Source organism: Psychrobacter sp. TWP2-1-2 (assembly GCF_049896785.1).
GTDB lineage: Bacteria > Pseudomonadota > Gammaproteobacteria > Pseudomonadales > Moraxellaceae > Psychrobacter.
In genome coordinates, this window is record NZ_JAFCVA010000011.1 from 38,860 (window position 1) to 60,221 (window position 21,362).

Below are 21,362 nucleotides of genomic sequence, written 5' to 3' on the forward strand. Positions count from 1 at the left end.
AGATGATAATTAATTAAAACAGTTTATTCAGCAGTTTTGTGCAACAAGGCATAATAGAAACCGTCGCCGCCCAGACTATCAATTGGCAAGCACTGGCGACCAATCGCCTGTTCAATACCCCAATTACAATCGTCGCTAAATTCAACGGCTACTACATTGTTATAGTGAGTCATAAAATCCTGCATCTGCTCGACGTTTTCTTGCTTTAGGATAGAGCAAGTGACGTATAAGAGGTAACCACCAACTTTAAGTTGTGGCCATAGATTATGCAAGATATCTGCTTGTAAGAGTGCTGTTTGATCAACGTCTTCTTCGGTACGCAAGATACTGATATCAGGATGACGACGAATCACGCCTGTCGCCGTACAAGGTGAGTCTAGCAATATAGCGTCAAATACGAGTTTGCTCTTTTTCTTACCCGCCCCTTGCCATGTGGTCGCATCAGCACAGACAATATTAAGCTCAATATTTCTCTCAGCTTGCTGTAAATCGTGCTGACTTAAGTTTAAGCGCTGTAAATTAGTATGAATACGCTCGATACGTGGAGCTTCATTATCTATCGCAGTAATCTTAACTTTCGAAACCAGAGAAACAGATTCATGGTTTTGTTTCACGTGAAACAATGAAGACTCATTTGAGCTGATTAATTCTAACCAATGAGCAAGCTTACCACCCGGCGCTGCACAAGCATCTAAAATACGAATCTCATTGTTGCTCGTATCCATATCGTCTTCTGCATCATCGTTTTTAACACTCAGTTTATTAAGTAAAGCGTTATGAATAAGCGGCGCTGCAAGCTGAGCATGCCTATCTTGTACACTAGCAGCCCCTTCAGCGAATTGTGGTAAGGCATTGACTGCCGTGCTTTGATGTAGTCTAAGACCTTTGGTTACTATACTATTAGAAGTGGCTGAATCCGACGAGTTGTCGAGTTGTAGACCACTCGTAAGCTCAACCAAATCTGCTTCAACTTCAAATTCCACCAAGGCTTGCTGATAATCCTCTACCGAGGTAACCGCTGTATTCACGCGTAAAAACATCGGTGCAGGTTGACGTAAACCCTGCATCAAATCGTCATACTGCTCACTCCAATCTTGCTTGAGCTGATAGGCAAGCCAATTCGGTAAGCTGTGTTTTTTATCACATTTCTTACGGAACTTACTTGGGTTCTTAGCGACTTTACGCAAGATGGCATTGATTAAACCCGTCGCATGCGCAAATTCGATTTCTTTTGCCGCTTCAACCGTTTCATGAATTGCCGCATGGTCAGCCACTTGCAAATAAAGCAGCTGGGTTAAACCTACTTGAATCGTCGTACGTACTTCTTTTTCATCAATAGAGTTATCAGCCAGACTATCGAGTAGACGTTCAAGGGCGTACCATTGGCGCAACGTCGTAAGCAATAACGCATGGGCAAAACCTTTATCGCCGTCATGCAAACTGTTTAATAGCGGATCAAGGACGCTTGCAAGCGACTGACCATTTTGAATCGCCAGTAAGGTGCGAATGACGCGGACGCGGACGCTACCATTCATTATAAGGTTGCTTGATGGTTTTAGCTTATTGTTTCTTGGCGCAGTGCTTCTCATTAAATTGAATTTCCTTGACGCCTAATAGTTAGCGTCTGATAAAAGTTAGATTGTTTGGTATTAAATGACGAATATAAAAATAAATAAGGTTAAGCGGTATTAAACTGATTTAGGAGCAATTATTTTGAGTCTGCTGTGAACTGGTCACCATCATTTAATTGGTTACCATGGCAGATTTGCTCGGCTGTCATTGGTTTACCACCAGCAAACTGTAATTGGGTGATAGCTAAAGTGCTGGCTTGCGGTTTTTCGAGACCATTATCAATATTACTGTCATGACCACAAGCTACCAATATCGCTTTGCGTCCAACGCTGATAACCGTACCAGCAGGCTGATTGGTTTGCTGCGACGAATTCACAGGTAAGCTGGCTAAAATCTTGACACGCTGCCCTGCTAAAAAAGTATATGCACCTGGCCATGGCGTCAAGCCACGAATTTGTCGTTCGATAATAGTCGCTGATTGTGTCCAGTTGATTTCGCCTTCGGTTTTGACCAGTTTTTCAGCGTAATTGGCTTGACTGTCATCTTGAGGTACAGCCTGTGCTTGATAATGTGGCAAGTCCTTTAGCACGGTAATAATAGCCGTTGCACCAAGCTCAGCCATTTTATCATGGAGGCTGGCAGCCGTATCATCAGCCTCAATAGGAGCGCTGATTTTGTAAATCATATCACCTGTATCTAAGCCCTTATCCATCTGCATAATGGTAATGCCAGTCTCGCTATCACCTGCCAATAATGCACGGTGAATAGGTGCTGCACCGCGCCAGCGTGGTAATAAGGACGCATGAATATTGAGGCAACCATAAGTCGGTGTGGTCAATACACCAATCGGCAATATCAAGCCATAAGCCGCGACAATCATAACATCTGGCTGATAACTACGCAGAGTCTCACGTGCAATCAACCCTTCACTACTAGATTTTTTAAAGGTGAGAGGCTGCTCAACGGCAATATCATGCGCCAATGCGACTTGCTTTACTGCAGAGGCCGATAATTTTTGACCCCGTCCTGCCTTGCGATCGGGTTGCGTATATACAGCGACGATGTCTATATTCAACGCTTCTTGCTGGCTGATAAGCGCCTCAAGACTAACGGCGGCAAACTCAGGAGTGCCAGCAAACGCAACTCTTAAGCGCTTACTAGATGAGCAATCTTTCGTCGTAGATGGCATGGATAAATCGGAGGCAGAAGCAATTATAGTCATAAACAGGCATTATATAGGGTTGATTGACTCATTATAGGTGAGTTTGCGATGTTGTGCCATGATTGTAATAACGGTAATCGAGCGTTACCAATGATACGGTTTGTCTTTATAATAGAAAGCAAGCAGGGCGCTCTTATTGATGAGTTTATTTACAAAACAATGCGTGATTGAGCGATATTCCACTGCCATTCACCATTTTTTTCTAGATAATAGCTGTACAACTGTAAAAGATAAAACGGCTTGAATAAACCAGCTACTGTGCCAAACTGATGACTTACTCACTATGTTTCTTGTGTCGATATAGGACCACGCTTTCATGCAACAGTTTCAGTCCTTACAGCGCTTACTCATATTTTATGCACTGACCTTGCTGGTCATGTTGTCTATCTATTATTTTGCGCTGTTTCACGAGATAAAAAAACACAGTGAACAACACAGTATCGATACTTTCCATACATTGCAGTATGAAGTTACTGAACGTGATGATCTTCTAAACCCTGACATTAAAAGGATTTTAGAAAAACCTGTATTTGAAGACATAAGCTATCAGCTGGTTTTTATGATGCCCTCTGGGCAGACTTATATCCATCGCCATACTCAGTCCAATGAGCGTGCTTTTGCTAACGTTACGTTTCCTATCATTAGCTCATCCCCTTCTAATAATGGCAGTCATAGTGCTTACACGCTCAATAATCGCAACTTAACCGGCACCATTAAACTCAAAAGTGGTCATCAGCTTTATATTATATTGCGCCATAAACCGCTTATCATTGACTGGATATCATATCGCTACTGGTTGCCATTGATGGCAGCGATCATGCTTTTTATTATCGCTTTGCTGTATATGCTCAATCGTCGCACCAATTGGGAACAACTTCTGATTTATACGGACAATCTAAGTAGCCACGCAAAAGAAGCCTATAGTCCGCCGCCTTTTTTGCAAAAAAAATCTACGCCTGAGTTTCTGCGTTTAGGCCATGCGCTGAGCCGTGTCAGCTACCAGCTGCATAATGACTATCGCCGCATTAAAACCCTAACACATCGTCTTGAACGTTTGGTTGATCAATCCCCTTTACCGATGCTGATGATCATGCGTCATGGTCAAATCAGCTTTTTCAATAAACGCTTTGAACAAATATTCATGTCTTTACCGCAAAGCGATAGCAACTATGAACTGACGGATTTTATCGCGGGTAAAGATGAATCTACGCAACGATTGCTGCAAACGTTATCCAACCTACGCGTCACTCGTACCTTAACAGTCTATGGGTTAGAAAATGAACAGGCTTACCAATTGCACGTTACGCCATGGTTTGGTGAACATGGTCAGGTTCACGGCTTTACCGTACTGCTGAATAATGTTAATGAATTTGCCAGTCAAATAGGGCAATTACAGCAACAAAATCAACGGCTACAACGCCTAATTGATGAATTTAATACGATTAAATCGACGATGGGTCATGATTTGCGCCTGCCGTTAGAAGCAATGATTGACACGCTAGAACCGATTGATCCTGAGACGTTGACTGCTGCGCAGAATGACATTTTAATATCCTTAATTAAAAGCAGTCAGAGTATGCTCACGACACTTAATGATGTGCTAGACATTGAGGAGATAGCGGTAAGAAAAACCCGCCTAAGCATTGAGCCTGTTGATATTTATAGACTGGGACAACAGGTCAGTCAGTCATTTATAGAAAGGATAAGGCAGCAAGGACTTGAGCTGCTGTATTTTTTTACACCTGACAGTCCGCGTTGTATTGATACAGACCATCAGCGCCTACAGCAAATCTTGTACGACTTATTAGATAATGCAGTGAAATTTACCACTTCTGGCTATGTATCACTGACCATCGAAACGGTCAGTAATGCAGAGCTATTAGCAACAAAAAACCGAAGCTTAGTAAATCTTAATAAAGACCCTACACTGATTAAAAATAGTCAAATCAATAAAGACAATCCCAATCATGCCTCACACGACTGGATTCGTTTTAGCATAAAAGACAGCGGTATGGGCATCGATATAGCGAAGCAACATCAACTGTTGGTTCAGCTTAATAAAAGCAACAACCAAAACACCCATCGAAACGTTAATTACATTCAAAAGAATACGACTGGGCAAGGCCTAGGGTTAAATAACGTCAATAGTTTTGCGCGATTATTGGGTGGTTTTATTGAAATAAAAAGCACGATGACTGAAGGCAGCAGTCTGAATCTTTATCTGCCTTGCAGACGTCCAAATTATCAGCCTATTTATCATCATAGTCAGCATTTGACTCATATCCATCTAATAGCAGTGATTAAACAACCACTACGTGCCAAACATCTGCGCGATTTTTGCGCATATTTATCGATGCCAGCTACTATCTACACTTCTATAGATAAATTAGATCTACAACAATTAAACGAAAAATTGGCACAAGACGAGCAAAGACTCGCACCTATCTTGCTATTAGATTATGAATATTATGAAACCCTCTCTATTGCTTCCGCTAATCAGGCGATAGTGAATGATGATAAACAACAGGCATTAAATACCCTACTCGATAATCCGTCGCTACCAAAGATACTACTTAGTATGAAACCTGAGCGCCGTATTCCCTCTATATTATTAGATAAATATGAAGGATTCTTGAGCAAACCATTAGATGCGACTTTATTGCTCTCTGAATTACTGCGCTTAACCTTACCAGCGAGACAGAAGCTGGTTCAAGCCATAGAGATAAAAGAAGAGAATAAGCAGCTAGCAAACGAAGCAGATAAAGCTGCCAACGAGAATGTATTGCCACTTATTTTGGTAGTAGAAGACAGTCCAACCAATCAGAAAATAACGTGCAAGATATTGAGTAAACTTGGTTATCGCAGTGTGGTCGCAGAAGATGGTCAGCAAGCGTTAGATATGCTACAACAACAGCGTCAAGATATCTCACTCATTTTGATGGACTGTCGCATGCCTGTCATGGATGGGCTTCAGGCTACCCAAGCGATTCGTGCGCAAGGCGATAAAATTGCGATTGTGGCGCTGACTGCGAACAATACCAAAGAAGATCGCGACGCTTGTATAGAAGTAGGAATGGATGAATTTTTAGCCAAACCTATCAACAAAAAAGAGCTAGAGTCGGTTTTACAGAGCTTCATAAAATCATGACAACCTGTAAAACCTACTTTTTAGGTTTAAACCATTACTTCATAAATCAACTATTTCATAAAACCATTATCTGCTAAAAATGCTTCTGTAATTTGGCTTTGCGGACTTGGCGTATTCATACCACTGGTTTGCGACTTATTTAACAAACGTTCTAAATAGCGCGCGACGATATCCACTTCGATATTGACTTTATTTCCAACCAGCCAATGCTTAGCGATATTGGTCACTTGTGCGGTATGCGGAATGATATTTAAAGAGACAATATTGTCTCGTACAAGGTTGGTCGTCAGACTAATACCATCAACCGTGATGGAGCCTTTAGTCGCTGTATAGTGCGCCAGCTCTTGTGGTATCTCGATTTCGATATAGATAGAGCGCGCATCTTGTTGCAGCTTGCTGACCACGCCGACGCCATCGACGTGACCCGCGACGATATGACCACCAAAACGCGTGGTTGGTAGCATCGCTTTCTCTAAATTCACCGTGTGACCAGCCTTCAAGGTTTCTAATGCGGTACGAGCAATAGTTTCACGTGAGACATCGACCGAGTAATGATTACTACCTAGGTCTACAACGGTTAAGCAGATACCATTGGAGGCAATAGAATCTCCTAGCTTCACATCACTAAAGTCCAAATCATCAGACTCTATCGTCAAACGTATATCACCGCCCGTAGGCTGCATGGACTTAACCTTTCCAACACTCTCTATAATTCCAGTAAACATATCGACCTCATTTCATTATGATGTTGTCTTTATAGACAACATATCTCGATCTATTAAGATTGTGGCAGCATTTGTCTAAGCCAGTTTTTTATGGCAACTTGGGCTTAATTGAGCCTATGATGGGATAGATTGTGGATAAGTACTGATAAATCAACTCATAACGTATTAAAAAACGAATTTCCGTTAAGTTATCCACAGAAAGCAAGATGTTGGCTAATATCAACAAAGATTAGAAATAAAACCTAAGTTACTGATTATACAAGATTAATATAAAATTTTTTATAAAAGGCCTAGTTTTCTGTTTCATGTGAAACAAAGTTATACACAGTTTCATGTGGAACCTTGTAAGGCACTGGCTGCTTATCCACATTGAGCAAAAATTTAGCACAGACTGTGGATAAGCTGTTTATAAATAACAAGTTATAGCGGTAATAAAGTCAATTTAAGGTCAGGAGTTAATGTTTCATGGCTATAAATATTAAAACGCAACTGCTGAGCTAAAGACAATGGGTTAAAATCGACCATCGGTCTGGCTTGCGCGCCTAACAAACAAGGCGCCTGATAGACAATCAACTCATCTACCAATTGTTGGCTTAAGAAACTACCAGCAACACTAGCTCCTGCCTCTACCAACACGTCATAACACTGATCATCACTGACTAATTTTTTTAGTAATTCAGTCAAGTTATCGTCGCGCCAATAAATCGTATCCGGTCGACGGCATAATTGATAGTCAGACTGTAAGCTGTGTTCTAAGCGCTGACGCCTATCGAGTACGACAACCTTAGGAGCAGGAACTTGTTCAGGTGGCACAGCTAATTGGTTGGAACGTACATTAAGCTGTGGATTATCCGTGATAACCGTCTCACTACCGGTAATAATCGCGCCACTTTGAGCACGTAGCTTCTGCACATCTTCGCGGGCAGACGCTGAGGTAATCCATTTCGACTCGCCAGATGCCATCGCGGTACGACCGTCAAGGCTGGTGGCAATTTTCAGTCGTACATAAGGCATCTGGGTGCGCATTGCCTTTAAAAACCCACGATTTAAAGCTTCTGCTTGCTCGGTTAATATACCGACTGTCACTTGAATTCCAGCCTGCTCTAACAGTTTCACACCACGTCCTGCCACTTGTGGATTGGGATCAAGCCCTGCGATTACGACACGTTTCACACCGGCATCAATAAGGCCCAAAGCACAAGGTGGCGTACGCCCCGTATGACTACAAGGCTCTAAAGTCACATAGGCGGTTGCACCTAAAGCCCTCGCACCCGCTTCTTTTAGCGCAAATACTTCTGCATGAGGCTGACCAGCTTTCGGATGAAACCCTTGACCGACGATCGCTTCTGCTTGCACGATGACACAGCCTACCGCTGGATTAGGTCTGGTGGTATATAAACCCTGTTTGGCTTGTTCGATCGCAAGCATCATAAGGTAGCGGTCTTGCGCATTCTGAGTATGGTTTAAGACTGGCATAAAAGTAGACTTCATTAATGATCACAGGAAATTCTATCTAAGAAAACAAGCATTTTGAGCTAAAAAGTAAATAAGTAAGATTCGATTGTATTCATCAATTTACTTATCATTTGGACGAATATTGGCAATCTCTTGATGGAAAGCATCAATATCTTGAAAGTCGCGGTAAACACTAGCGAAGCGCACATAAGCAACATCATCTAACGTTTTAAGCTCACTCATGATAATCTCACCCAACACCTTGCTACTGATTTCGCGCTCACCCATCTGTCTAACACGCTTCTCAATACGACTGATCATCGCTTCTTGTTCATCAATGGTGATAGGGCGCTTTTGCAATGGTAATAAAATAGAGCGGCGCAGTTTTTCGTTATCATAAGGCTCAATTTTACCGCTTGACTTGATGATTCTTGGCATCACTACTTCTACCATCTCAAAAGTAGTGAAACGCTCTTGGCAGCTATTGCATGAGCGGCGACGACGGACTTGCGCACCTTCTGCCGCCAGACGCGAATCAATAACTTTAGTCTCTGACGCGTTACAATACGGGCAATGCATAGCGTTTCCTTATTTCAATATTAAGCGCAAGAATCACAGTCACTATTTATAAGACCGAATGATAAGACCAAACTATAAGACCGAAATTTCTGAGAATTAACGAGCTGCATCAGGCAATTCAAAAAAAATCGGCTGATTATTTTCCAATACAGAAACTACCAAAGATTTTGCCCAACAAGTCATCCGCACTAAACGCTCCCGTAATCTCACCCAAACTGTTCTGAGCTTGGCGTAAGCTTTCAGCGACTAACTCTCCTGCTTGAAAGACCGTTAACTGCTCGTGCGCCTCTGCTAAAGAGTCGGCTGTGCGTCTAAGTGCGTCTATATGACGTGTGCGAGCAATTAGGCTGTTTTCTGGCGGATGAAAACCGACCTTAGCACACAAGGCCTCGACCAGATTATTGATACCAGCACCTGTTTCACATGAAACATTAACTTGTTCATAACCACGTTCTTTTATTGCGATTTGCGAGACAGAGGGTATTTGACTGCTACTATCATCTAGTAAATCACTTAACAAATCACTCTTATTAGCAATAATTAATAAGCGTTTGGCCTCTGGTAACTCACCAAATAATTGTTCAGCAAGTTGCAACGGTGTGCTTTCTTCTTCAACATCACGAGTCACATCGTAAACCATCAGTAGCATATCAGCTTGGGCAATGGCTGTACGCGCACGTTCAATCCCAATACGCTCTACCGTGTCTTCTGTATCACGCAGACCTGCCGTATCGGTCAAATGCAGCGTCAAACCGTTAAGAACCACGGTCTCTTGCAGAGTATCACGTGTAGTACCTGCAACGTCAGTAACGATAGCGCGCTCTTGCCCTGCCAGACGATTCAGCAAGCTTGATTTACCCGCATTTGGTCTACCTGCTAGGACCACATGGATGCCATCACGTAAAAGCTGACCTTGCTTAGCGGTCGCCAATACTTGCTGTATCTTATCTTGCGTTTGCTCAAGTTTACTTTGTATGACGCCGTCTGATAAAAAATCCACGTCTTCTTCGTCAGGGAAATCAATCGCCGCTTCAACATGCAGACGCAGATGAATAAGCTGCTCTAATAGTTGATTAATCTTCTTTGAAAACTCACCACTAAGGGAGCGAATGGCACTACTCGCAGCGGCAGCACTGGTCGCATCAATGGCATCAGCGATAGCCTCTGCTTGTACCAAATCCAATTTATCATTATCAAAAGCACGATAAGAGAATTCCCCAGCACCCGCTTGTTTTGCGCCCAGCTCAAATACCCTTGCTAACAGTTGGTTTTGTAGAATCATGCCGCCATGCCCTTGCAGCTCAATCACATCTTCCCCTGTGAACGAATGCGGGCCTTTAAAGTACAGCACTAACCCTTCATCAATGACTGTACCATCAGCCTGATAAAAACGACAAAAACTGGCCATACGTGGCGTAAAAGCAGACTTACCCGTTAGTATACAGGCAATGTCATAAGCACGCGCACCCGACAGACGTACAACACCAACGCCACCTCTTCCAAGCGGTGTGGCAATAGCAGCAATCGTGGCCAAGCCAGATGCTTTAGGTGATTCAGATGCTTTAGGTACGTTTGACGCCATCTCTAGGGAATCCACAATTACTCTCAATAGCTAAAAACTCCATTATAGACGGCTGGACACAGACTGACAAAGCAAACTTTAAATAGCCATGCTTGCGCTTATTTTATTTCAAATCAGTGAGCGATAATATAAATGTCACGCATAAAAAAACCACCGCCGTAGCGATGGTCTTTTATCAATTGATGAGCTACTTAGTCCAATACTTTCACAGTACGACGCTTTTGTTCTTCTTCGACTTTTTTATTGACAATATATTGCTGAGTCATACTGAATAAGTTGTTGACTGTCCAGTATAGTACGAGACCCGCTGGGAAAAACAGCATGAAAGCAGTAAAGATGATTGGTAAAAACTTCATCACTTTCGCTTGCATCGGATCAGCTGGCTGCGGGTTTAGCTGCTGCTGTACAAACATCGAGGCACCCATCAGCAATGGTAAAATAAACCAAGGATCCATCGCCGATAAATCCTGAATCCATAAAATCCAAGGTGCATGACGCAGCTCAACACTCTCAACCAACACCCAATATAGTGCTAAGAAGATAGGCATTTGCATCAAAATAGGCAAACAACCTGCCATTGGATTGACTTTTTCTTCTTTATAAATAGCCATCATTTCTTGCGACATCTTCATTCGATCGTCGCCATGCTCTTCTTTAAGTGCGGCTAATCTTGGCGCAATCGCACGCATCTTCGCCATCGAATAGTAGCTCTTATTCGAGAACCACATCAGAGCAATTTTGACTAAAATCGTCAATACAATGATTGACCAACCCCAGTTACCGATGACTTTATGAATACCATCCAAGATGGCAAATAAAATCTTCGATATTGGCCATAACAACCCATAATCGACCGTTTTATTAAGGCCTACTGCCACATCTTTTAGCTCAGATTGTACTTTAGGACCAGCGTATAATGTGGCATCTAATGTTACTTGTTTATTCGGCGCGACATTGACAGGTTGACTGTTGAAACCGATGAAGTAATCATCGCCTGTTTCACGGCTAAAGAAAGTAGCGGTAAAGTTTTCAGGTATCCATGCTGATACAAAATAATGCTGCACAACACCAACCCAACCTTTATCACTACTAACAACTAGCTCACCATCATTAAAGTCTTTAAATTTGAGCTTATTATATGGATCATCAGGGGTACCCCAAGCGCCGCCTAAGTAAGTCGCCATACTAAGCGCACCTTTATCAGACATACCTGGATCTTTACTGTCATCACGTTTCAACTGGGCAAATAGCTGACCTTGCCACGGTTGTGTAGAAGCATTTTGTATTTGATAGCTAATATCAATCGGATATTTATTTTCAGTAAAGGTAAATGTCTTAGTAACGGTCACGCCATCTTTTTTATAAGTCAGCGGTACTGACAGCGTCTGTTGCCCTGCTTCCATAACGTAATTATTAGCAGTATGGCTGTATTTGGCACGACCTTCTGCAGTATCAATACCGTTAGGACCAATAAGACCAGACTGAGCCACATACACGCGATTACTATTATTCTCTAGCAATACGAAAGGCTTATCGCTATCGAGCGTTGCGTCATACTGCTTAAGAGCAGCATAAACAATATCGCCGCCTTCTGGGTTGATCTTTATATCATAGCGATCGGTAGTGACCGTGATTAATCCCGTGTCTTTAGCAGGCGTTGCCGTCACAGCATCATTAGCGACTGTATTGTTATCAACAGGCAGTGTCTGTACCGGAATATCACCTGCGGCACCAGTTGTCGAAGGGATGTCAGCACCTACTGAAGTAGTGGTTTCTGACACCGCATCTACAGCTGGCGCATCGGCATAATCATCTCGCCATGCCAAAATCAGCAGATAAGCGGTGATTAACATCGCAATGATGATCATCACCCGAAATATCTTTTGCATAAACCTTTCCTAGATTAAAAAATTAGGGAATGAAAAATTAGGGCATGTGTCATGACCGTACAATTATCATCGTATGTGACAACAGTATTGCCAGTCATTTACATAAAATGTGCATCATTTTACTAAAAATCCGCCTTAAATGATACCAAGAGTGTGGATAACTTGTGCGTAACTAAATAGATATCCACAACTTCGCAGTCGATGACGAACGCTATGTTAGTTTCATCATATCGTTTAAGCGAGACACATAGCCTTTATTATCTCTAAAAACATATAAACCTTGAACTTTGACACCAGTAGCTAGTGCGTTAAAAGGTACATATTGATAATGATAAGAAGATAACGGTAGCGGCACAAAATCAATGCCGTGTCCACCCAAAGGATGACAACTGCTGATACGTTTTAATAATAACCAACTGCCTGCTCGGACTCCATGCCATGCCAAAGCTTGTTTACCATAATTCGAGCACGTAGGGTAATAGCGGCAACGAGCAGGTAATAGTGGACTTATTAACTTTTGATAAAAAACAATAAAATAATAAATAATTTTATAAAGAATATTATTTAAATTAATAAATAAAAAATCCATCTTATTTTTTTTCTACTTTTTTAATAATATTGATTATTTGATTTTTTAATTCTTTATTATCTATATCTTTTATAGATTTTTTAACAATAAAAACAATATCTTTGTTTTCTAAAGAATGAGCCTTTACACGAAAATGCTCACGTATTTGACGCTTGATTAAATTTCGCGCGACAGCCGTAGGAACTTTACGCTTGGTAATAGCCATGCCGACTCGTGGCTTATCATGATCATTAGTACGCACAAATGCCATTAGATGGCTCTGATGAAGCTTACGCTCAGGTGCATCAAAAACCTCACGGAAGGCTGCAGGCGTGAGCAAACGCTGCTCTTTGGTGAAGCGGGCATTAGCTGCCGCTGAAACAGTATTGGACATAGCACAACCTAGTATAAGAGCGAATAACGGTAGCGGAAATAATAGCGCAGAAATAACAACAAAGTACAGAGACAAAAAAAGCGCCGATGTGGGCGCTTTTAATATATGGCTAAGTGTCAGTTGTGGTGATTGACTATCGCAATCTATAAATAATAGAAACACAACAAGCACTATAAGCCATGCTTATCGCAATCTACTGATTATACAGTAAGACGATGACGTCCTTTAGCGCGGCGACGAGCTAAGACCTGACGGCCTTTTTTAGTTGCCATACGAGCACGGAAACCGTGAGTACGTTTACGCTTGATCACGCTTGGTTGGAATGTACGTTTCATAACTCACCTATCAAAATAATGGACTAAATTCGTAATAACGGAGGATTATACCACCGCATAGAATCTTGGTCAATGAACTAATTTAATCTATGTCGATGCAGACAGATATTTTGACAGAGGAAATATCATTTTAAATGATTCATCGTGTGTAAAGTTCATATTCATAACTCAAAAATAACGACTCAGTTAATTAATTCAGTGATGGATTCCCAAAAGTTATCCACAGTTTATGTCGAAATCTATAATAATTAACTATTAATATGTATAAGTATTGTTGTTATTGGGAGCTCGATTATCTGTGGCTAAGTAAGTTTTCCTTTTTATTATCAATATATTGTACTATGGGTAAACCTGTGGATAACCTGTGGGTTAAATATGGATAACTCACCTTTCAAAGTTATGCACAAAAGTATCCACAGCCTTATCCCCAAAAAACAAGGTTTTATCCACAGGGTATTTGTGTTAGATTAGCCCCTACTTAATATGTGGCTTCGTATAGTTTATCAACGTAACTTCCAATATGGTTTCCAACGGAAATAATTGCGGAAAATATGAAGGGCTACGCAACAGATCACACTGCTAAAACACAAATATTATTTCAAATTATAGGGTTAGTATTTTTCATGATAGACACAGCAAATATTTGGGATAAATGTCTAAATGACCTACGATATAACGTCAAAGACAACGTATTTACTATGTGGTTGAGGCCATTGTCAGCTCATCAAGAGGCGCAAACGCTGACTATACTTGCTCCTAATGATTATTTTGTGACTTACATCAAAAAAAACCACTTGCAAGAGATACAGCAGCTGGTTGCTAAGCACAGTCAAGGAAGTATCGAAGAGGTGTTTGTGCGTGTTGATAACGCTGGCCGCGATAATGAAGACAATCGTCAATTGCAATCAGGGTCTTTGTTTGATGAAGATAAACCCTCCCCTACCCCTGCAGACCATAAGTTTGAAACCATTCATCATAACAATGCAAAAGCAGATATTGATGCCAATATGCGTCATGCAGAATTGGTTGATTCTGCTGATGCTAAGTCGTTAAGTTATCTAAACCCTGACTTTACTTTTGAAACTTTTGTCACTGGCAAATCTAACAATCTGGCTTATAAAGCCTGTTATGAGCTTGGTAAGCGCCAATCAAAAAATCGACACAATCCTTTATTTATATACGGACCTTCTGGTTTGGGAAAAACACATTTAATGCATTCTGTAGCACATCGCTATTTAAAAAATAATCAAAGTTTTTATTATTTCACTTCTGAAAAATTTATTAATCAATTAGTTTATTCGTTAAGAAATAATAAAATAGAAGATTTTAAAAAGAAAATTAAAAAAGTGGATTTATTGATTGTAGATGATATTCATGTATTAGCAGGAAAAACCAAAAGTAGTAATGAGTTTTTGACATTATTTGCAGATTTTACCAGTGGTGATAAACAACTGATTTTGGCTTCAGATCGTCATCCTTCGCAAATGACCGAATTCGATGAACGTTTTAGATCGAGATTTTCTTGGGGTCTCACTGTAGCAGTTGATCCGCCTGAGATTGATACTCGTGTGCAAATTTTGCAAAAAAAAGCAGCTTCATATGGTATGACACTGCCTAAAGAATGCGCATTATTCATCGCTCAAAACGTGGTTTCAAATGTTAGGCGTTTAGAAGGTGCTCTAAATCAAGTTTTTGCTAATGCTAACTTGACGGGTGCACAGATTACTCTTGAAATGGTGCAATATGCGCTAAAAGACATCGTCGCGATGCGTGTGCAAGCTGTGAATATGGATAATATTCGCAAAGTGGTTGCTGAGTACTATGATGTGACTATTAAAGAGATGATGGGTCGTAAACGCACGCGCAGTATTGCTAGACCGCGTCAAATAGCGATGGCATTATCGCGTGAGTTGACTGGTGATAGCTTTCCTGAGATTGGTCAATCATTCGGCGGTCGCGATCATACAACGGTGATGCATGCTTGCGATAAAGTTAATGAGCTACGAGCAGCAGATCCTGCTTTTGATAAGGATTACAAAACACTGGCATTGATGCTGCAAGCGGGTTAGCAGGTCGCGGTATCACTATGTTTTAGTGGATTGATATGGTTTATAATATTAAAAATACGAGTAGACAGACAGCGAATGGATTATAGTCAATAGACAGGGTATGATTAAGCCATTATTGTTAAGTTTTATAATAAAAATCATTTAAATAAGAGTAACCAAGCATGCAATTATCGATTAATCGAGAGTCGTTACTAAAAGCCATTAATTTGATCGCCAAGGCTGCTGATAAACGGCACAATATGGTTATTTTGGGCAATATCAAGCTACAGCTATCCGAATCAACGCTTATTTTGACGGCTTCTGATTTAGAAGTAGAGCTGACATCGACTTTAAAATTGCCTGCTGGTGCTTGCGTTGAAGCTGGTACCACGACTTTACCTGCAACAAAATTAAAAGACATCTGTAAATCATTGCCTGCACAAGCTCAAATTAATTTGGCCACTCAAGCAAATGAACGCTGCTTATTAACCAGTGGCAAGAGTCGCTTTACCTTAGGCACATTACCTAGCGAAGATTATCCGAGTTTAGGTAATCCCGAAAATATCACGCCATTGACCATCAGTCGCAATCGTCTTATCGATTTGATTCATAAAACGCAGTTTGCAATGGCGATTCAAGATGTTCGCTATTATCTCACTGGTATGTTGTTTGACGTGTCGCAACAGCAACTGACGACGGTTGCAACCGATGGGCATCGATTGGCTTTGGCGCGCAGTGTTATCGATGTCAGTGCTGATTTAAGCATGCAGGCTATTTTGCCCCGTAAAGCTGTCATTGAGCTTGAGCGCTTGGCCTCTGAGCTAGGAAAAATGCTTGGTGAGCAAGACAATCAGGTCACCTTGAGCTTTGGTCGTGAGTTTTTGCAAGTGAGCTTACCCTTTGGTGACGTTGATAGTGCAGGGCAGGTCAATCAGAACCTGATGGTTACTTTCACTGCGCGTCTGATTGATGGAAAATTCCCTGATTATCGCCGAGTTATGCCAAGTAATACGGATAAATTGGCTTTATTCAATCAAGAAAAAATGACGGACGTACTGCGCCGTGTCGCGATTTTGAGTAATGAAAAATCTCGCGGTGTGGTGTTTAATTTTGCCAGCGATGGCATGGTAGAGGTGCGTGCTAATAATGCAGAGCAAGATGAAGCGGTGGAGATGATACAGGCGAAGTATCAAGGTGAGCCGATGGAGCTGTCTTTTAATGCGGCTTATTTACAAGATGTGCTTGGTGTGATTCAAGGTGACTTGCAAATGCACATGAGTCAATCAAACGCGTCGGTGCTAGTCAATCAGCTGAATGATGAGTTCCATCAATATGTCATTATGCCAATGCGTATATAGTTTCTGTATGTTTTCAATAGGCTTAATAGCAGGGACTAAAGACACTCAGTTTGCACTAAAAAATTAAGGTAAGCTCAGTGTCTTTGATTAAAATCCAGTATTTTAAATTCAATATTTATTAAACTTTTGCCTATTTTTTATAGGTAGCGTCAATAGGCGGCTGTCGGTATTATGATTGAACGTCTACAAATATCCAATCTACGCAACCTGACGCAAGTCAATATACACGCGACAGCTTGCAACGTCATTATCGGTGACAATGGCAGCGGTAAAACCTCATTACTTGAAGCCATATTTCTGCTATCAAGAGGAAAAAGCTTTCGTCATCACCAGCCAAAACGCTATATTCAGCACCATCAAAATACAGCGACTGTATACGCTAGACTCAATGATAGTAGTACCTTAGCTATCCAAAAACAAGCTGACGCGACCACAATTCTACGTCTGAATCAAACCACTGTCTATAACCAAAGCATCTTAACTGAGCAGCTACCAACGCTACTGATAGATCCATCGACGATGGATATGTTAGAGCAGGGTAGTGCTAGTCGTCGCCAGCTGCTAGATTGGCTAGTGTTTCACATGAAACAAGGTTTCCACCCGCAATGGCTCGCCTATCAGCGTCTATTAAAACAGCGCAATAGTTTGCTAAAAAAGACACGTCATTTGACCCAAGTGCAGCTCACTGAACTAAAATCGTGGGACAAAGGACTTAGTAATCATGCGGCACTGATTCATCATTATCGCGAACGCATATTCGCAGAATGGCAGCCTTATTTTGCTGAAAGTATCGTGCAGTTATTACCCGCTTATGCGGAGCAATTGAGCCTTAGCTATAATGCTGGTTACGATACTACTGTTGCGCTGGATATACAGCTTAACGAGCGCTTAGAACAGGATTTGCAACTGGGATATACTCGTATCGGTAATCACCGTGCTGATGTTCATGTGCATTGGCGTTCTAATGACTCGGCAGCGTCGAATAACGAACTCTCAGATACAATGCATGAAGCGGACACTAACCTCAAAGTACCTGTTATAAAAGAGCAGGCAGCCAATGTGTTGTCGCGTGGTGAAAAAAAGCTATTAATCACAGCACTGCGTTTATCGCAACTGCCATTACTGCTAAATACCCAAAAAACTAATGACCTATCAAATGATAGTGCTCAGGTGACACCAGTGGTATTGCTAGATGATATTACTGCAGAGCTTGATTATAGGGCGATAGATATTCTATTGTCGACGTTAGCGCAGCTGCCATGTCAGGTATTTATGACCAGTTTGACCGACGATATTTTGCCTTTGGTGCATCAATATTGGTCAAATCCCAGTACGTTTCATGTGAAACAAGGTCAAATCTTTAGTCCTTAATTATTTCCTTTCTCCACGGGCTTTCATATCGATACTTATCTACCTGTCGTTTCGTAATGATATAGGCTATTTTTTCGAGCTGGTTTTATAGGCATAAAACGCTCAGTAAACAGTGACTTAGAGGCAAAAAAATGCTAAAATGGGGCTTTATTTTTGTCCTGTTCTCAGCAAGTTGTTTGATGACGTTATATAGGTATTTTCCAATGCCTGTAAATTTCTAAGTATTTGATAAATAAATGTTTTATTTGCTCTCTTGGTTTTTATAATGTTTAAAAAAAGAAGCCGATGTTAGAGAAAAAAAGCGCGGACTTGAAACTCTTTTTAAGTCGCTATCAACACTCAAGAATTTTTAGCTAATCGTGTTTTAGCTGGTAATGCTTATCAAAGGTTTTGACTATAAAAATTAAGTCTAAAATAACGTTATGAGGCGTCATCGTAGTGGTGCGCTAATAACAAACGGCTGATTATGGCTAGATTAAGGAATGCACATGAGTGATTCATTACCTACCGACCACGAGCAACTGACGTCAGACAGCATTGCTGAAACTACGGCACCAGCGGTGGTTCCTGAAAGTTTACCTTCTGATTATAGCTCCAAAGATATTCGTGTATTGCGCGGGTTAGAAGCGGTACGCGTACGCCCTGGTATGTACATCGGTGATACGGATGATGGTACAGGCTTACATCATATGGTCTTTGAGGTGGTGGATAACTCTATCGATGAGGCACTCGCGGGTCATTGTGATCAAATCGATATCATTATCCACGAAGACGAATCTGTGAGCGTCATGGATAATGGTCGCGGCGTGCCTGTCGATATCCATCCAGAAGAGGGTGTATCTGCGGCGCAGGTCATTATGACTGTCTTGCATGCAGGCGGTAAGTTCGATGATAACAGCTATAAAGTATCAGGCGGCTTACATGGTGTTGGTGTCTCGGTCGTTAATGCCCTATCGAAAAAGCTTGAAATGAACATCTGGCGTGAAGGTTATCACTACCATCAAACCTATACTGATGGGGTGCCTGATGCGGACATTCAGCAAATGGAGCCAACCGACAAAACTGGTACGCAAATTCGCTTTTATCCAAGTAGCGATGTGTTTACTGGCACCATCTTTGAGTACGATATCTTAGCGAAGCGTTTGCGTGAGCTATCATTTTTGAACTCGGGCGTACGCATTGTTTTAACGGATGAGCGTATTGATAAGCGTCATGAGTTTGAGCACAAAGGCGGCTTGTCAGAGTTTGTCAGCTATATCAATGCTGGTAAAGACGGCATCAATGAAGTTTTTCATTTTGTGAGTGAGCAAGATGACGGTATCAGCGTCGAAGTGGCATTACAATGGACAGATACTTATAATGAAAAAGTATTTTGTTTCACCAACAATATTCCCCAAAGAGATGGTGGTACGCATTTATCTGGCTTTCGTTCAGCGTTGACGCGTTGTTTGAATACCTATATGGATCGCGAGAATCTCTTTAAAAAAGAGAAGGTCGTTGCTACTGGTGATGATGCGCGTGAAGGTCTAACCGCTATCGTATCCGTTAAAGTTCCAGATCCTAAGTTTTCGAGTCAAACCAAAGATAAACTGGTATCAAGTGAAGTGAAATCTGCTGTCGAATCAGCAATGCATGATAAGTTTAATGACTATCTGCAAGAGAATCCAAGCGCTGGTAAGGCTATTGCTGGCAAAATAATTGATGCCGCTCGTGCTCGTGATGCCGCTCGTAAAGCGCGTGAAATGACGCGTCGCAAGACCACGTTAGATATCGCTGGTTTGCCTGGTAAGTTAGCAGATTGCCAAGAAAAAGATCCAGCATTGTCAGAACTTTACATTGTGGAGGGTGACTCTGCAGGTGGTTCAGCAAAACAAGGTCGTAGCCGCAAAACCCAAGCGATCTTGCCATTGAAAGGTAAAATCCTAAACGTAGAGCGCGCACGTTTTGACAAAATGCTGTCTTCTGCTGAGGTTGGTAACCTCATCACTGCGCTTGGTTGTGGCATTGGTCCAGACGAATATAATCCGGATAAAGTACGTTATCATAAAATCATCATCATGACCGATGCGGACGTTGATGGATCACATATTCGTACCCTGTTGCTGACTTTCTTCTTCCGTCAAACGCCTGAGTTGATCGAACGTGGTTATATTTATATCGCCCAACCACCGCTTTATAAAGTGAAAAAAGGTCGTCAAGAGCTGTATCTAAAAGACGACGAAGCACTTAAAGCGTATTTATTATCATCAACGATTGATAATACTAAGCTGCATATCAGTGCCGATGCTCCTGCTATTACGGGGCAAGCGCTAGAAACGCTACTAAATGACTATAACCAAACGCAGCTGATAAAGGCACGTTTGCAGATTCGTTTCCCAGCGGTGTTATTGGATGCGCTGACGCATACGCCGAAGCTTAGCACTGATATGACTTATGATTTGCCTGCGATGCAAGCTTGGAAAGAGGCAATGCAAGCCCAGCTTGAGCACTTCGGTAGTGATTTGAGTCCGGAGATTGAACTGGTCAATATCCATGCGCCGCAGCCTAAAAATATGGATGCTGCTGCTGCTGATTTATTGGGTATGAAGCCTGTCATTGAAGTTGAAGGCGGGGAAAATGTTGACGCTGAAGCTCCAGTAGCAAAAGCACAGTGGCTACCGCGTATTACGGTGTATGTGCACCAGTTAGCTCATCATTATCTGCTAGATGCTAGCTTTATCAATTCCGGCGAGTACAGCAAGTTGCTGCGTTTGTCTGCTGAATGGAATACCTTGCTTGCAGAGGATGCCTTTATCCGCCGTGAAGCAACTACTGGTACGACCAAAGACATTCCTGTACGTGACTTTGACTATCTCTGGCAGCAGATGATGCTTGATGCGCGTCGTGGTCTAGCAATTCAGCGCTATAAAGGGCTGGGTGAAATGAACGCAGATCAGCTCTGGGATACCACGATGGATCCTGAAAACCGTCGTATGCTACGCGTGACGATTGAAGACGCGATTGCGGCGGATCATATGTTTACCTGCTTGATGGGTGATCATGTTGAACCGCGTCGTATTTTCATTGAAGAGAACGCATTGACGGTGTCTAATTTAGACATCTAGGTTGGACATAAA

The 21,362-nt window shown here is 41.8% G+C and carries 15 protein-coding genes; 5 read left to right on the forward strand and 10 right to left on the reverse strand.

All coding sequences use genetic code 11. The features are described from left to right. Positions 1-23 precede the first annotated feature (23 nt). A complete protein-coding gene (locus tag ACP7AE_RS10960) occupies positions 24-1,589 on the reverse strand; it encodes a transcription antitermination factor NusB (RefSeq protein ID WP_426243053.1) in 1,566 nt (521 codons plus the stop codon). 119 nt (positions 1,590-1,708) lie between these two features. After that, positions 1,709-2,761 (reverse strand): methionyl-tRNA formyltransferase, encoded by a 1,053-nt coding sequence (gene fmt, locus ACP7AE_RS10965; RefSeq protein ID WP_426243090.1) that lies wholly within the window; start codon positions 2,759-2,761, stop codon positions 1,709-1,711. Positions 2,762-3,110: 349 nt separating this feature from the next. Between fmt and ACP7AE_RS10970 the strand changes: the two genes are divergently transcribed. Further along, positions 3,111-5,942: a response regulator gene (locus ACP7AE_RS10970; protein ID WP_426243055.1), complete on the forward strand. Its 2,832-nt coding sequence runs from the start codon at positions 3,111-3,113 to the stop codon at positions 5,940-5,942. 50 nt (positions 5,943-5,992) lie between these two features. On the opposite strand, the gene ACP7AE_RS10975 is transcribed toward ACP7AE_RS10970, so the two are convergent. The 8 genes from ACP7AE_RS10975 to rpmH all read right to left on the reverse strand — a co-directional run bounded on the left by ACP7AE_RS10975 (position 5,993) and on the right by rpmH (position 13,469). Continuing rightward, entirely contained in the window at positions 5,993-6,667 is a 675-nt protein-coding gene (locus tag ACP7AE_RS10975; protein WP_055125626.1) for a riboflavin synthase, read from the reverse strand. Between the two features lie 420 nt (positions 6,668-7,087). Continuing rightward, entirely contained in the window at positions 7,088-8,143 is a 1,056-nt protein-coding gene (gene ribD / locus ACP7AE_RS10980) for a bifunctional diaminohydroxyphosphoribosylaminopyrimidine deaminase/5-amino-6-(5-phosphoribosylamino)uracil reductase RibD (RefSeq protein WP_426243057.1), read from the reverse strand. Positions 8,144-8,242: 99 nt separating this feature from the next. Next, positions 8,243-8,701 carry a transcriptional regulator NrdR gene (gene nrdR, locus ACP7AE_RS10985; protein ID WP_045453932.1) on the reverse strand — a complete coding sequence of 153 codons (459 nt, stop codon included), beginning with the start codon at positions 8,699-8,701 and terminating at the stop codon, positions 8,243-8,245. A 136-nt stretch (positions 8,702-8,837) separates the two neighbouring features. Continuing rightward, positions 8,838-10,283, reverse strand: coding sequence for a tRNA uridine-5-carboxymethylaminomethyl(34) synthesis GTPase MnmE (mnmE, locus tag ACP7AE_RS10990; protein WP_426243092.1), 1,446 nt, complete (start codon positions 10,281-10,283; stop codon positions 8,838-8,840). Between the two features lie 191 nt (positions 10,284-10,474). Continuing rightward, the gene (gene yidC, locus ACP7AE_RS10995; protein ID WP_426243059.1) at positions 10,475-12,172 is read right to left on the reverse strand and encodes a membrane protein insertase YidC; all 1,698 of its coding nucleotides are present in this window, start codon (positions 12,170-12,172) and stop codon (positions 10,475-10,477) included. A gap of 211 nt (positions 12,173-12,383) precedes the next feature. After that, positions 12,384-12,761, reverse strand: a complete 378-nt coding sequence (gene yidD / locus ACP7AE_RS11000; protein ID WP_426243061.1) for a membrane protein insertion efficiency factor YidD — start codon at positions 12,759-12,761, stop codon at positions 12,384-12,386. Position 12,762: 1 nt separating this feature from the next. Continuing rightward, a complete protein-coding gene (rnpA, locus tag ACP7AE_RS11005) occupies positions 12,763-13,296 on the reverse strand; it encodes a ribonuclease P protein component (RefSeq protein ID WP_296292565.1) in 534 nt (177 codons plus the stop codon). 38 nt (positions 13,297-13,334) lie between these two features. Continuing rightward, the gene (rpmH, locus tag ACP7AE_RS11010; protein WP_007394757.1) at positions 13,335-13,469 is read right to left on the reverse strand and encodes a 50S ribosomal protein L34; all 135 of its coding nucleotides are present in this window, start codon (positions 13,467-13,469) and stop codon (positions 13,335-13,337) included. A 623-nt stretch (positions 13,470-14,092) separates the two neighbouring features. On the opposite strand from rpmH, the gene dnaA reads away from it, so the two are divergent. The 4 genes from dnaA to gyrB all read left to right on the forward strand — a co-directional run bounded on the left by dnaA (position 14,093) and on the right by gyrB (position 21,350). Next, on the forward strand, positions 14,093-15,538 hold the full coding sequence (dnaA, locus tag ACP7AE_RS11015; RefSeq protein ID WP_201540823.1) for a chromosomal replication initiator protein DnaA: 1,446 nt from the start codon (positions 14,093-14,095) through the stop codon (positions 15,536-15,538). Between the two features lie 161 nt (positions 15,539-15,699). Beyond that, on the forward strand, positions 15,700-16,875 hold the full coding sequence (dnaN, locus tag ACP7AE_RS11020; RefSeq protein ID WP_201540824.1) for a DNA polymerase III subunit beta: 1,176 nt from the start codon (positions 15,700-15,702) through the stop codon (positions 16,873-16,875). A gap of 171 nt (positions 16,876-17,046) precedes the next feature. Then, positions 17,047-18,246 carry a DNA replication/repair protein RecF gene (gene recF, locus ACP7AE_RS11025; protein WP_201540825.1) on the forward strand — a complete coding sequence of 400 codons (1,200 nt, stop codon included), beginning with the start codon at positions 17,047-17,049 and terminating at the stop codon, positions 18,244-18,246. Positions 18,247-18,734: 488 nt separating this feature from the next. Next, positions 18,735-21,350 carry a DNA topoisomerase (ATP-hydrolyzing) subunit B gene (gene gyrB / locus ACP7AE_RS11030; protein WP_055125618.1) on the forward strand — a complete coding sequence of 872 codons (2,616 nt, stop codon included), beginning with the start codon at positions 18,735-18,737 and terminating at the stop codon, positions 21,348-21,350. Positions 21,351-21,362: the final 12 nt, after the last annotated feature.